This is a genomic window from Embleya sp. NPDC050154 (assembly GCF_044460165.1).
Lineage (GTDB): Bacteria > Actinomycetota > Actinomycetes > Streptomycetales > Streptomycetaceae > Embleya.
The window spans coordinates 112,073-125,476 of the sequence record NZ_JBITJP010000033.1 but is presented as its reverse complement, the minus strand read 5'-3'; the positions used below and the strand labels follow the sequence as shown (position 1 = coordinate 125,476).

At 70.8% G+C, this 13,404-nt stretch carries 9 protein-coding genes and 1 pseudogene; 3 read left to right on the top strand and 7 right to left on the bottom strand.

The features are described from left to right. Together ACIBSV_RS44085 and ACIBSV_RS44080 are read right to left on the bottom strand one after the other, a co-directional pair. A partial coding sequence (locus ACIBSV_RS44085; protein WP_395873131.1) for an SRPBCC domain-containing protein occupies positions 1-388 on the bottom strand: 388 nt, incomplete at its 3' end. Positions 389-625: 237 nt separating this feature from the next. Continuing rightward, positions 626-1,591, bottom strand: coding sequence for an RNA-binding protein (locus ACIBSV_RS44080; protein WP_395873130.1), 966 nt, complete (start codon positions 1,589-1,591; stop codon positions 626-628). 202 nt (positions 1,592-1,793) lie between these two features. Here ACIBSV_RS44080 and ACIBSV_RS44075 point away from each other — a divergent pair. The 3 genes and pseudogenes from ACIBSV_RS44075 to ACIBSV_RS44065 form a co-directional block, all read left to right on the top strand. Continuing rightward, a pseudogene (locus ACIBSV_RS44075) lies at positions 1,794-2,495 on the top strand (IS30 family transposase); the annotation flags it as partial. A 326-nt stretch (positions 2,496-2,821) separates the two neighbouring features. Then, positions 2,822-3,889, top strand: a complete 1,068-nt coding sequence (locus ACIBSV_RS44070; protein WP_395873129.1) for an IS110 family transposase — start codon at positions 2,822-2,824, stop codon at positions 3,887-3,889. Continuing rightward, positions 3,886-4,122 (top strand): integrase core domain-containing protein, encoded by a 237-nt coding sequence (locus ACIBSV_RS44065; RefSeq protein ID WP_395873128.1) that lies wholly within the window; start codon positions 3,886-3,888, stop codon positions 4,120-4,122. The genes ACIBSV_RS44070 and ACIBSV_RS44065 overlap by 4 nt, the downstream gene beginning before the upstream one ends. 846 nt (positions 4,123-4,968) lie before the next feature. Here ACIBSV_RS44065 and ACIBSV_RS44060 read toward each other — a convergent pair. The 5 genes from ACIBSV_RS44060 to ACIBSV_RS44040 all read right to left on the bottom strand — a co-directional run bounded on the left by ACIBSV_RS44060 (position 4,969) and on the right by ACIBSV_RS44040 (position 13,390). Next, entirely contained in the window at positions 4,969-6,261 is a 1,293-nt protein-coding gene (locus tag ACIBSV_RS44060; RefSeq protein ID WP_395873127.1) for a hypothetical protein, read from the bottom strand. Positions 6,262-6,604: 343 nt separating this feature from the next. After that, positions 6,605-9,409: a DEAD/DEAH box helicase gene (locus ACIBSV_RS44055; RefSeq protein ID WP_395873126.1), complete on the bottom strand. Its 2,805-nt coding sequence runs from the start codon at positions 9,407-9,409 to the stop codon at positions 6,605-6,607. A gap of 1,708 nt (positions 9,410-11,117) precedes the next feature. Then, positions 11,118-11,393, bottom strand: a complete 276-nt coding sequence (locus tag ACIBSV_RS44050) for a hypothetical protein (protein WP_395873125.1) — start codon at positions 11,391-11,393, stop codon at positions 11,118-11,120. Between the two features lie 565 nt (positions 11,394-11,958). Then, complete coding sequence (locus tag ACIBSV_RS44045) at positions 11,959-12,363, bottom strand: DUF6193 family natural product biosynthesis protein (protein ID WP_395873124.1); 405 nt, start codon at positions 12,361-12,363, stop codon at positions 11,959-11,961. Positions 12,364-12,808: 445 nt separating this feature from the next. After that, the gene (locus ACIBSV_RS44040; RefSeq protein ID WP_395873123.1) at positions 12,809-13,390 is read right to left on the bottom strand and encodes a transcriptional regulator; all 582 of its coding nucleotides are present in this window, start codon (positions 13,388-13,390) and stop codon (positions 12,809-12,811) included. Positions 13,391-13,404: the final 14 nt, after the last annotated feature.

Here is a 13,404-nt window from a genome sequence, read left to right as displayed (position 1 = left end):
AGCCCTCGACGTTGCCCGTGTAGGCCGTCACGGGGTCGTCGCCGGCCCCGAGTTGCGCGAATCCCGTCTCGACGACGGTCAGACGGGTGCCGGTCTCGATCGGGTCGAGAGTGAACTCGACGTAGGTTCGCCGCGGGTCGTCGGCGGGCAGTCCCTCGATCGCCCAGGTGTAGCCGAACCGATGTACGGGTTCGACGACCTGGATCCACAACGTGGAGCGGCCGATTCCGTCCCAGTGCACGTGCGCCTCGCCGCCCGGGCGCAGGTCGATGTCGGCGTTGTCGCCGAACCAGCCGCCGAGCCCTTCCGCCGTGGTCAGGGCTTCCCAGACCTTCTCGGGGGGATGAGCGAGGTCGAGCACGCGCTCGATTCGATCGGGAATGGTCACGAGCCCCTCCTGGATGGCAATCGTCGGGTTGCCATAAATGTATAGCAACACTTGGGTTGCGACAAGCGTGGACGACACGATCACCCGCCGCCCGCCGCTCGCCTGACACGGACGGCGGCCGGGCACCCCGGGACCGGACGGGCCGTCGCCCCGATCGTCGCGCCGAGGGCGCCACCCAGCGAGTCGGGTCGACTCGGAAGTGGTGCCGCGAACGCGGACACAGGATCCGGAGGGACTTCAGTCGGGGACGCTCGGGGCCGACTCGGTTCTCCAGCGGGCCCGCAGGATCCCGTCGCCGTCGGGCAGGACGGCGGCGAACAGGGGGTGGCGTTCGTTGACGTAGTGGGAAAGGGAGGCAGCCGCGCGGGCACCGGCGACGTGCGCGGCCAGTTCCTGGTACCGGGTCTCCTCGGCGATGGTGCTGGTGATCAGCCCGACTTCGTTCTCCCAGACGAATTCGACCGTGTGCCGCGTTAGAAGTCCGGCGAGGACGTGGCCGAGGTCGGGGTTCAGGTCCGGCCAGATGGCCAACCGGGTGCGGGGGGTGAGTCCCGCGCGCACCGTATCGAGATTGTCGGCGGTGATCCGATGCCACCGAGAGGCGTTGTAGAGGTAGTTCTCTTCCAGGAGCGCGGCGCGCGGCGCTGCGAGGTAGGAGCGCAGCCGCGCCCAGAAGTCCTCGTCGGCGGGTTCCTGCACGCCAGGCTCGTCGTCGAAGGAGGCGTCGTAGGGGGAGTAATCGGCTCGTGCGGGGGACAGGCCGAGTGCCCGGGCGCGGGCCAATGCCTCGATACAAGGCACGATGCTGCACACATACACACCCGCATCGCCGACGTGCACGGCGAACTCGCCCTCGGCTTCCAGCCTGCACCACACCCCGCTGTCGCGGAGCATGGCCCGGACCAGTTCCAGACCCACGGCAACCGGCACCCGCGCCCCGTCGTGGAACCCGGCAAGGTCGGGCGGGAAGAGCCCGGCCAGGCCATGGCCGTCAGTGGACGGTCCCGAGCCGAAGTGGAAGAACTCGATCTGCGGCTCCCGGATATTCAGGCACTGCACGTCGGCGTCTTCCGCGAAGGCGGCGATCGCCTGAAGGCAGGCGGCCTCGACCAGCCCAGAGCTATTGATCGACTCTCCCGAGTCGGGGCCGCCGTGCTCGTCATGGTCGATGTACTCGGTGACCCGATAGACATAGGGCAGCACCAGTCGTTTCCCCCCGAGGCTGACAGGCCCACCGACATCCGGCGGCAACGGTCCTGGTGGAGCATAGCCCTGCCGACGGAGAAGATCTCAGACGGCGGGTGCCACCGAGCGGCAGGTCAGCGTCGCCGACGCATCGCGGAAGCGATCGGCCAACAAGTCGGTACGGACGGCCAACAGGCTCGTCCTCGGGGTCCGGGACTGCGTCGAGGGGCGCGGAGCACTGCGGCGCGAGCTGGTCGCCTGTCTGCGCACCGGGCGGGCGCTTCGCGTTCCGCGAGCCCGTTCCCGACGACGCCCCGCGGGGCACGTCACCTCCGACGTGATGATCGGCGAGCGGCCCGCCGAGGCCGACGACCGGGCGGTTCCGGGCCATTGGGAGGGCGACTTGATCATCGGCACGGGCCGGTCCGCGATCGGCACGCTCGTGGAACGCACGACGCGGTTCACGGTGCTGCTGCACCTGCCGCGCATGGAGGGCTACGGTGTCCAACCGCGGGTGAAGAACGGCCCGGCGCCGGCCGGCCATGGCGCCGAGGCGATGAGGAATGCGATTGCGGCCAGGCTCATCGAGCTGCCCGAGGAACTACGTCGATCGCTGACCTGGGACCGCGGCAAGGAACTCGCCCAACACGTGAAACTCCGTTGTGACACAGGGCTGTTGGTCTACTTTGCCAACCCGCACAGCCCGTGGCTGCGCGGCACGAACGAGAACACCAACGGACTGCTGCGTCAGTACTTTCCCAAGGGCACTGATCTGTCCCGCTGGAACGTCGACGAGCTCGAGGCCGTCGCCGCCGCACTCAACGGCCGTCCCCGCAAGACACTCAACTGGCGAACTCCCGCCGAGGCCCTCAACGATCATCTACGCTCACTGCAAGCAAGCGGTGTTGCAACGACCCCTTGAACCCAAGCAGTACACGTCGATCAAACTGACAACGCGCCTTCCAAGGGCGGGAGTTGCCGCCTCGATGGGTTCGGGGGCGACTCCTACGACTGTGTGGATAAGGACCAGCGTCGCAGGGGCGGCCTGACTGCTCGTTACGACTGACGCTTCGGGTGTCCTTGCTGTTGATCTGTCGGTCACCTCTGCGGGCTCGATGCGGTCCGTCGGCCGCGCGGGCAGTGACCGAATAGGAGCCTGTTGCCCCAGGCACTCGTCACGGTCCTGTCCTCCCGCCCGGCCGACGGTCTCGCGCCGACCGCCGCTCCCGGGAAGGGGAACCGACAGCCGTGACCGGCATCCTGCAGGCCGAGCCGATCGGGAAGGTCGTCGTCGGAGTCGACACCCACAAGTACGTGCACACCGCCGTCGCCGTGGACGTTGTCGGCGGGGTCCAGGGCACGACCGGCGTGCCGGCCGACCGCGGCGGCTACCAACAACTCGACACGTGGGCGCGCCGGTTCGGCCGGGTCCTCGCCTTCGGGGTGGAGGGCACCGGTTCCTACGGCGCCGGACTCGCCTCCCACCTGCGCAGACACGGCCACAAACCGGTCGAGGTCAACCGACCCGACCGCCGCGTGCGCCGCCGGCGCGGCAAGTCCGACCCCATCGACGCCGAGAACGCCGCCCGCGCGGGGTTGGCCGGCACCGCCACCGCGACCCCGAAGAGCACCGAGGGCATGGTGGAGATGGTCCGCCACATCAAGATCGCCCGCGACGGCGCGGTCGAGACCCGCACCCAGGCCATCGTCACCCTCAAGGCCCTGATCGTCACGGTCCCCGACGAACTGCGCCGGCAGCTCCGGGGCCTGCCGAAGATGACCCTCATCGAACGATGCGCCGGCCTGCGGCCGGGCCCGGTGACCAGCCCGGCGGCGTCCGCGAAGCACTCCATACGCGCCATGGCCCGCCGCTGGAAGGACCTGAACGACGAGGTCAAGGAGCACGATGCGCTGCTCGGCGCACTCACCAAGGCCCACGCGCCCGAGCCGGTCGACGCCTTCGGCATCGGCGCGGACACCGCAGCCGAGGTGCCGGTCACCGTCGGGGACAACCCCGAGCGCATCCGCTCCCAGGCCGCGTTCGCCAAGCTCGCGGGTGTCTGCCCCGTCCCGGCCTCGTCCGGCAGGACGAACCGGCACCGGCTCAACCGCGGCGGCCACCGACAACTGAACTCCGCGCTCTACCGCGTGGTGATCGTCCGCATGCGCTTCCACCAACCCACGATCGACCACGTCGCCCGGCGCACAGCCGAGGGCAAGACGAAACAGGAGATCATCCCCTGCCTCAAGCGCTATCCGGCCCGAGAGACCCACCAGTACATCAAGGCCAAGCAGCCACCGACGAAAGCGACTTGACGAACCATAGGAGCGTCAACGCGATGGCCGAGGCACTGAACGGCACGTTCAAAGCCGAACTCATCGAAATGCAGGGCCCCTGGCGGGACTTCGCCCAGGTGGAGCGCGCCAGATCCGAGTGGGTGACCTGGTACAACGGCAAACGCCTGCACTCCGCGCTCGACTACATGCCGCCGGTCGAGTACGCGCAGCAACGCCGGGCCGACCAGGAGCAAACCACGCAGTCCGCGTAAACAACCGCAAACGGACTCCACGAAACTCGGATCAGCTCACCCTCATCGAACGTCGAGCGCCATCTGCGCCCCGTCCGGGACGGCAGGACCGCGCGCTGGTCGCGGATCGGGAACCGGTCGCGATCCTGGTGCTGCACAGCCCCCTCGGGGTCGGGTCCATCGCGCCCGACGACCCCCGGATCGTCGCACTCCTGCGCGGATACGCCGCCGACGGCTGGATCCCGCACGTCGACGACGGCGCCCCGTACCACGCGTGGGAAGGCCGCGATGGCCGGGTGAGCCGGGAGCAGGGCGCCTGCCGGCAACGCGATCGGTACACGGGCACGGTCGCGCGTCGAGCGTGGGAGTTCGACGGATGTCGGTCGGTCCCGAGCGTGAGGCTCCTCGACGAATGCCTCACCCGACTTGGTTGCCCCTCCGGGTCGGATCACCGGCGGTCGGCCTTGCTCAGGACGGCAATGTCGTGCGGCCCTCGGTGATGACGATCGTGGGTGCGGTGAGCGTCGGGAGAAGCCGGGTGTGGAGTTGGCGCATCGCGGTGAGCTTCCAGCGGTCAGTGGCAACCCGACGACCGCCCAGGCCCGTTCGGAACGTCGGGATCCGCCGGGACGGTGGCCGACCGCCCGGGACGGTGGCCGGCCGCCAGAGCTCCCGTTCATCCCCCGGCCTGCCTGCCGGAGGCGAGGAACTTCGCGCACGAGGCTCGGCGTCCGATCACCGCGGCCGGGCGCGGTGTGCGTCGCGCAGGCCGGCATGCCTCGCGGGGTCACACATCCGGACTCCGGCGCGGCGCGGCACTTCGGGCAGGGTGTCGCACCGCGCTTTGGTCCCCGTACGTGGAACGTGTCAACCTGTTGGGGCCGGCCGGACCTGCCGCCACGTCGTGCGCTGCGACGGTGGGACAGGCCTGCATGTCTCGTCGGTTCCAGGCCCGAGCGCGCGGGTGCGGGACCGCTCGAGACGCGCGGCCCGCGCGGCCCGGAACGCCGCGCGCGGGTCGGCGTCGTGCCCACCGGCCGCGATCCATTCGCCTTGCACGGTCGTGTACGGATACCAGCGTTCGTCGGGGCCACACCGAATCTGCACACCGCCTTCTGTGTCCGTGATGCGGTTCGCCTGCGTTGCCAAAGGACCGCGTACGCCGGTCCGGCCGTTTTCCAGCATCTTGACGGCGGCCGCCAACGTCGTGGGGGCCGGGTGGGTTCGGTACACGGCGGTGTGTACGGCCGCCGGACCGCCGAGACGATGAGCCAGAATCAGACGGTGGAGTTCGTTCTCGGATATCCCGGTGCGGGTCGCGACCTCGGGCAGGCGAGGGAGCCCTGCGGGGTCGCAGAGCATGCGTACCGCGTCGACGACGGCGTCGGCTTCCCATGCGGCTCCGCACGGGCCCATGTTCGCGTCCATGAGGAGGAGCGCGGCCCGGCGTGACGCGTCGGCGATCAAGAGTTCCAGTGCCTGGCGGTCCGGGTCCGGAAGGTCCTCGGGTACCCAGCTCGGCCCTGCGGTGGGGGGCGCTTCCGGCGGCGGGTGGGTGGTGTGCGCGAGGCGAGCGCGCCAGCGGTCGTAGGCGTCGTCGGCGCGGGTCTCGACGTGGTCGTCGCGGGCGGGGTCCGGTGGTTCGAGGTGGCTGCCGGACGGGGTGGGCAGGAATTCGGCCAGGCGACGCATGCCGGCGCCGCGGAGGGTGAGTACGAGCGCGGGATGGGCCCGCAGCCGTTGGGTCACGGCGTGGGCGAGGGCCGTCGTGTGCGCGCAAGGGGTCGCGTCACCGCATGTGCAGCTGAAGGACAGTGCCTGAGCGGGGGGAGGAATGGGCAGACCTGTGCGGGTCGGATCGGTCATCTCGGCGGGCAGGGAGCCGCTGCGGACCGCGCGTACGAGTTCCGGCTGTGTGGTCAGGGCCGCCGCGACGGTTTGCCACTGTTCGGTGGTGAGAGTACGGACGTGGATCGCGGTGCGGTGCCGTCGGCCCGCGTGGTCGACCCGGGCGGTCACACGGCCGGCGATGAACCTCAACGTCTGTATTGTGCCGCCGGGTTCGAGGTGTTCGGGGTACGTGGTGGTGGCGGTCAGGGCTCGTGCCCAGGCGCGGGCCCACGGGGTGGGTTCGGATGTGTCTTGGCTTGTGTTGCTCACGGGCGCTCCGAGGGACAGGGTTCGTGGTGGGACGTCGGGTGGCTTTCGCTCCGGTGGGGTGTACCGGTCCGGGTGGTGACCGCGCGGTGGGACGCGCGTGTCACGGGGTTCGCCTTCGTGTGGAGGGACAAGGTCGTCTGTCGGCGCGGGTGGATGTGCTCTGACCGGGTTTCGGCCGACGTTTCCGGTGTCCGTTCTCGGGGTGCCGGCCCTGGAGGTGGCGTCCCGTGCAGCCAGTGATGTGCCGGGCGGTGGGGGCTCGTCCGTCACGGTTGTCGGCATGCCGGCCCGGCCGGCTTTTCGTGTGTCGGTTCCGGTGGTGTGCGGGTCGGGGTCCGCTCGCCTATCGGCCGAGCGTAACCAGTTCGGTCAGGTCCGCGTCCGAGATCTCCGCGAGTCCGGTCTCGCCTGTGGACAGGATCGCTTCCGCGAGGTTTGCCTTGCGGGTGAGGAGTGTGTCGATGCGGTCCTCGACGGTGCCTTCGGTGATCAGGTGGTGCACGTGCACGACGCGGTGTTGGCCGATCCGGTGGGCACGGTCGGTGGCCTGGGCTTCGACCGCGGGGTTCCACTGGCGGTCGTAGTGGACGACGTGTTCGGCGCGGGTGAGGTTGAGGCCGACACCGGCGGCTTTGACGGACAGCACGAGGACGGGTACGTCGCCGCGTTGGAACGCGTCGACCATGTCCTGCCGCTGTGTTTGCGGGGTGTGTCCGTGGAGGAATCGTGTCTGGAGGCCGCGTGCGTGCAGGTGCGCTCGGAGCATGTGTCCCGTGGCCACGTAGGACGTGAACACGATGGCCGCTTCCCGGCGTTCGCGGACCACCGCAAGGATGTCGTCCAGCGCGGCGAGTTTCGCGGAGCGTTGCGTCGCAGCATCCGCGTCCCATGTGTCGGGCATCGGTTCCTTGAGGAACCGGGCGGGGTGGTTGCAGATCTGACGCAGTCCGGTGATGAGTTTCAGCACCAGGCCGTGTCGGGAGAGGCCGGTGTTCTCGCGGATGCGGTCCATGGTCTCGCGGGCCAACGCTTCGTAGAGCACGACCTGTTCCCGGGCCGGTTGCAAGACGCGCCGCACGACGACCTTGTCGGGGAGTTCGGGTGCGATGTCCGGGTCGCTTTTGCGGCGGCGCAGGATGACCGGTCCCACGAGGCGGTTCACTCGTGCGACGGCTTCGCCGTCGGGGTCGGTGTCGCGTTCGGCCGCGCGGGCGTACCGCGCGCGGAATTCGGGGAGTTCACCGAACAGGCCGGGGTTCACCCAGTCCAGGATGGCCCACAGCTCCGAAAGGTTGTTCTCCACGGGTGTGCCGGTGACGGCCACTGCGGCGCCCGCGTGGATCTCACGCAGCCGCCGGGCCGCGATGGAGGTCGGGTTCTTCACCGTTTGGGCCTCGTCGGCGACGATCAGGTCCCATGCGCGTGCCGCCAGGGCGGCGTGGTCGCGGGCGAGTACTCCGTACGTGGTGACGACGATCGCTGCGGGGGGAACGTCCTCGAGGGAACGGTCGGGGCCGTGGTAGCGGTGTACGGCGGTTCCGGGCGCGAACCGGTTGATCTCGCGGGTCCAGTTCGTGAGGAGGGAGGTCGGACACACCACGAGCGTGGGCGCTCCGGGGTCGCGTTCCTGTCGGTACAGGTGCAGGGCGATCGCGGTCACGGTCTTGCCCAGGCCCATGTCGTCGGCCAGCAGGGCGCCCATACCCAGGTCGGTGAGCCGCGCGAGCCACGCCAGGCCGCGTTGCTGGTACTCCCGCAGACACGCGCGCAACCCCGCCGGAGAGGGAACCGCACCGGCGGAAGGCTCACGCAGACCGTCGACGAGCGTGCGAAAACCGTCGGCCGTGGCGCACGGCATGGTGCGGCCGTCGATCGTGACGGTGCCCGACAGGGCGGCGGCGAGCGCCTCGGTGGCGCTCATGGGTGCGAGAGCGGGCCGGCGGGCGCGTTCGGCCGTCATCTCGTCCATCAGGACCCACGTGTCGTCGCGCAGACGTACCAGCGGTCGGGTGGCCGTGGCGAGGACGTCCATGTCCTCGGGTGTCAGGGCCACGCCCTCGAGCGTGTAACGCCAGCGGAAGTCCAGGACGTCCGAGAGTGCGAAACGTACTGCGGGCGCGGGTGAGCCGGATCGGGTTCCGATCACGGTCCCGGGGTCGAGCGTGTGGACCGTTCCGGGTGGCCAGACGACACTGACGCCGGCGGCCGTCAACGCGGCGCCGCCGGCGTATCTCAACTCCAGGGCCTCGGTGTCGCGCAACACGGTCTCGCACGGGTTCGGACGGGCCGCCAAGGGCCCCAGCGGCGCCCATGCGCGAGCGGCGCGGCGCAGTGCCCGACGTGCGCGTCGCCGACCGTCGGAGTCCAGTCGGTCGAACGTGACGGCCATGTCGTCGGGTCCGGTGAGGTGCACCGCCACGGGGACGACGTCGAAACCCTCGCTTCCTGTGCGTGGCCGACCGACCCGCAGGGTCAGGTGTGGTTCCGGGAGCGGGTCGTGTCCCACTTCGAGGTCGTCGATCCATGCCTGGACGCGCGGGTTCACATCGGCGGTGGCGGTGGTGAACGCACTCTCGCCCAGGACGTGTCGGGCGCCGGGCGTGCGCATGTGCGTGGCGGCGAGAGCGTCGAGGAAGGCGTGGGTGACGGTCGTCGGCGAATCGATCCGCAGCGGCATGTCGCCCAAGAACCGGCAGTGTCCGTGTGGGGGCAACGCGGCTGCCAGGGAACGCAGTTGCGTGGCCTGTGCGTCGCTGGGCGGAGTAAACCGCCACGTGGTCGATCCGGTGTCGGTCGTTGCGAGGCGTACGCGGCGGGCGGCGATCATTTCCAGTCCCCAGCGCGCGATGTCGGCCCAGGCGCGAGCCGCAGGGTGGGTGTGGCAGTCGTGGGGGGCGAGGAGCGCCGGTACGGCGTACGGAAGCGGCACCGCCCAGGCGCCGACGCTCACGCGGCGCACTCCGGTCACGGCGGCGACCGAGGGCTCCAGGACGAGGTCCGTCACGATCGGGTCCGCTTCGGCGGGCGCAGGCGGCATCGGGGCCCCGTCGGGCCGATACAACACCATGTGCCCGCCGTCCTCGGCCGGGTGTCGAGGCATGAACACCGCGGCGCACCCGGCGCGGACGGCTGCCACCACCGACGTCATCGGTGGCAGCTTCGCCTCGGGTCCCGGCCGGGCACCGATGCCGGACGATGGAGGGCTCATCGGGCGCGGAGCGGGACGGCGCCGGCGCGTGGTGGAGCGGGTGGCGTCGTCGGGCGGGTCGTCGAATACGGGAGCGGAGAACGTGACGAGCGGAGGGCTCGGACGGCAGACGGGGCTATTGCCTCCGGGGGCGGTGTGTTGTGGCTGCACGTGCGGTTCCTGTCGGTCGGGGAAACTGGGACGGGCCCTGTATTCGGGCCATGTCCATCGTGGGCGGAGCAACGGAACGAGGGTGCGCGTTGCACGAGCGGCCATGGGCGCGTGAGCCTCATGCGAGGGCCCCGGTGGGGTGCGACCGGCCGAGGGTCGCGCGGTGGATACTCACCAGTGGTGTCCGCCCGGCAATCGCCGGCGCCGCGTTCAAGAGCGGGACGGTTCGTCGTGTACCGAGCCGGGTGACAGCGACCGCAGGCCCGGGGCCGTTTTCGTCTGTCGGAGCGCGGCCCGCAAACAGCGGGCGTCGCGACCCACCGATATCGCGTACGCCATCGCATAGGCGACGCGGCCTTGCCCGGCGAGGTGGGCAGATCAGACGTGCCCACGCATTGAACAGTACCGCGTACCGCCCCCTGCGCGTGCACGATTTCCGACAAGAGTTCCCCTCCAGACTCCGCGGGCCGTGCCCCGTCGCCCGGGGACACGACACGACACGAGGGTGTACGGGCTGCGACCTGACCGCGATCCGACGCGTGTGCGGACCACCCGCCGGCAGCACTTTCAGCGAACGCCCCGGGGAGGGCGAGGCCGAACGGCCTCCGATCCTCGCCGACGACGCGGCATGGGACGACCCGAACACAGCAGGCCCGAGCGGGATCGACGGTGCGACTGCACGCCGAGGCGGGGGAAGCCTCGACGAACTCGTGCCCGGACGCACCGTCGGCGGCGAGGACGTCGGGGCATGGCTGGAACGGCAACGGCGCAGCGGCGCAAACCTGTCGGCGGCGCAGCGGGCGGCTCCGGCCGGGGTGGGTGTCGAGGTGGCCGCGGTCCCTGTGCGGCGCGCGGTGTCGGTGGATCGGTGGGCGTTGACCCTGGCTGCGGCGGCGTTCCGCCGGCGGGAAGGGCACCTGGTCGTGCCGCGCAAACACGTCGAGACCGTCGAGCGGGCGGCGAGGCACATGCAGGTGAAGCTGGGTGTGGTACTCGCCAACGCACGCCAACGACAGGCTTCTTGGACGCCAGAGCGCGTCGAGGCGCTCACCGTACTCGGCAGGAAGAGCAGGGGGTGGTGCGGGGTGAACTCGAAGTGGCCAATGGTCGCCGCGGGGTCCTCGGCGAAGACGGCTCCGAGATGGGGGCCGCCCGGGGCCGCGTGTCGGCCGGCGGGGTGCGGCGCCGTGCGGTGGCGATGTCCTCCGGGACGTCGGCCGCGCTCGCATGGGGGCCGGCGAAGCGGTCGGTGGCGGGCGTGGCACCGGTCCGGGGCCGGCGGATCGCCGCGGCGAGGCCGTAGGTCTCGGCTGCGGTGTCGTGGGGCCGGGCCGGGCGTGTGGGGGCGGGATCGGCGGGGAGGCGGGCGTGGTCCGGCCCCCGCGACGCCGATCGTGACGCGGGGGCGGGACGTGGGTGTCGGTCAGCCGTTCCTCGTGACCGGTCGGTCACGAGGAACGAAACGTTGCGGACGGCGGGGACGCACCCTACGGGTCGGTCACAGCGCGGCGCGGCGGCACGCCTCGTCGGCGATGGCCGGCGGGACGCCGGAGACGGTGGTCAGGGTGAGAGAGCACAGTTGGAAGGCCAGGGGCAGTCCGGAGCCGCCCACCAGACAGGCGGCGTTGGTGTCCGTGGTGTTGTAGCCGAGGCCGGCGAGGTAGGTGACGCAGTCGGCCTGGGTGGCCTGAGCGGTGGGGGCCAGGGCGGTCAGGCCGCCCAGGGCCAGGGCCACGGCGCCGGTGGCGGCGGCGATTCGATGGGAAAGACGCATGGTCACACCCGTTCTGGGTCGTGTGCGAACAGAACCGGAAACAAGGCGGGGTCGGGGCCGGGTGGTCCCGGGCGCTCGGCCTCCGCTGCCCACGGTAGGACGCGCCCCGCCCCTCGGGCAGAGGCGCACGTACACCCGCGGGTGTACGCCCGCACCCCACGAGGATCGATGCGGAGCGTCGACGTGCGCACAGGTCACGACAGGGCCCCGAAGAGGGCGGTCGTCGGCCGTGAACCGGCCGAGCACGAACGGGCGCACGCCCCGACCCCCAGCGCCCGACCCCCGGCATCCGGGTACGGCGGCCGGTCGTCGTCGACCGGACAGGCTGCGCACCGGCGAAGGAGCACATCACGCCCCGACCGGCACCAACACCCTCGCGCGGCCCATCGGTTCCAAGGGCGACGGGCGACACGACAGGGCAACAGCCGCTGTAGGATCTCGCGTTCCGCTTCCTACGGCGACGCCGTGTCCTGCGGGTTCTCCGGCTGTCCCACGCCACTTCACCGAGGTTGGTCTCCACCCCCGCCGCACTTCCTCGCGACGAACCGGGACGACGCCGAACACGTCACGGTCCGAGGTCGCCCGCTGTTCCGGCCACGGCTGGGCCGATGTCGGCCGGGAGGTGGTCCAGGACGAGGGCAATGGCCTCCTCGGCGGTGTCCGTCACGCCGATCACGTCCCGGGAACGGGGAACACGCACCCGGAAGCGTCCGTCGTGCAAGGGCTCGACGGGCGGAACCGCGATCGCGTACGGGTACCTCGTGCAGCTGCTCAAGCACAAGGTCGCGTGACTTGTGAACGGGTACAGCCGACGCAGCCGGGGTTCCGCGCGGGCTGCCACCACGAGGCCGAGAGTGCCGCGAGTCGTAGTCCCCCCGGTCCGCGCGGACATCCACTCCAGTGCCAGGAACAGCCGCTGCCACCGCGCCTCGACGGCGAAGGCCGGTCCGCGCTCGTGGGCGGCGGCCATGTCGGGAAGGGCCGGCCTCGGACGCTCGGACTGCCGCGCCACAGCACCCGGGGCATCTGTACTCACCGCCCCATCCTGGCACCGACCACCGGGAACCGAAACGGCCCCCGGCCCCGTACACCTGCCGAAGCGACCGCGACAGGTGCAGTGAGAACGAGGCCGCGAAGTGAGACCGGATCATCCGCACGAGGTACACGACCTGTCGAAATCGCCAAGTACCCGAGATCTCGACTCTCCGGTGAGAGATGCGGCGAGAATCCGACGGCCCCCGGAACAAGGGACGGGGATTCGTGCCCGGCTTCCCCGCCCCTCGATGCACGACGCAGCGAGAATCCGCCGGTTGCACCGCGACAGAACACTGCGAATCGCACGATCGCTTCATATATGCGATCCGTAGGGAACCGGGTCGAAGACCGTGAAGCGGACCTCGAGACCCTACAGTCGGCTATGCCGCGAATCCCACCCCGGAAGCGAACTCGAAGCCGCCCCAGTCCGAACCGAGATCGGCCAACACCTCGTCGGTCCACCGCTCGTCGAGCATGCGTTCGTCGCCGGCCGCCCAGGCGCGCACGATCGTGTCCCAACGGCGGACGTTGACGCTGCGGTGCCCGGCCACGCCCGCCCGGCGGTGCGGCTCGCGCACGCCGGACTGGTCGTGCGGGTGCAGTTCCACGCGGGTCCCGCTGCCGTTGTTGTTCAGGCGACGGGTCAGCGAGCGGGCCACGTTGCGCCGGCGCAGGTCGCGGTAGGCCGCGTCGATCCGGCGCAGGTTCGCCCGGTTGGGGGTCTGGTCCTCGGCCAGCCAGGCGGCGAGAGTGCGGGGCGTGACGGTGATCCCGGCGGTGTCCATCGCCTCGTAGCCGGCGGTGGAGGCGGTGAGGTAGCGCAGGCGGGCGGCGAGGCCGCGTTCGGTGTCGACGGGTGAGGTGACGCCGTCGGCGAGTTCGTCCAGGCGCTCGGCGGCCAGGGCGGACGCGCGGGCGCCGCGCATCCCGTACTTGCCGGGCTCCAGGGAGCGGTACGGCATCCGGCGTCAGGTCC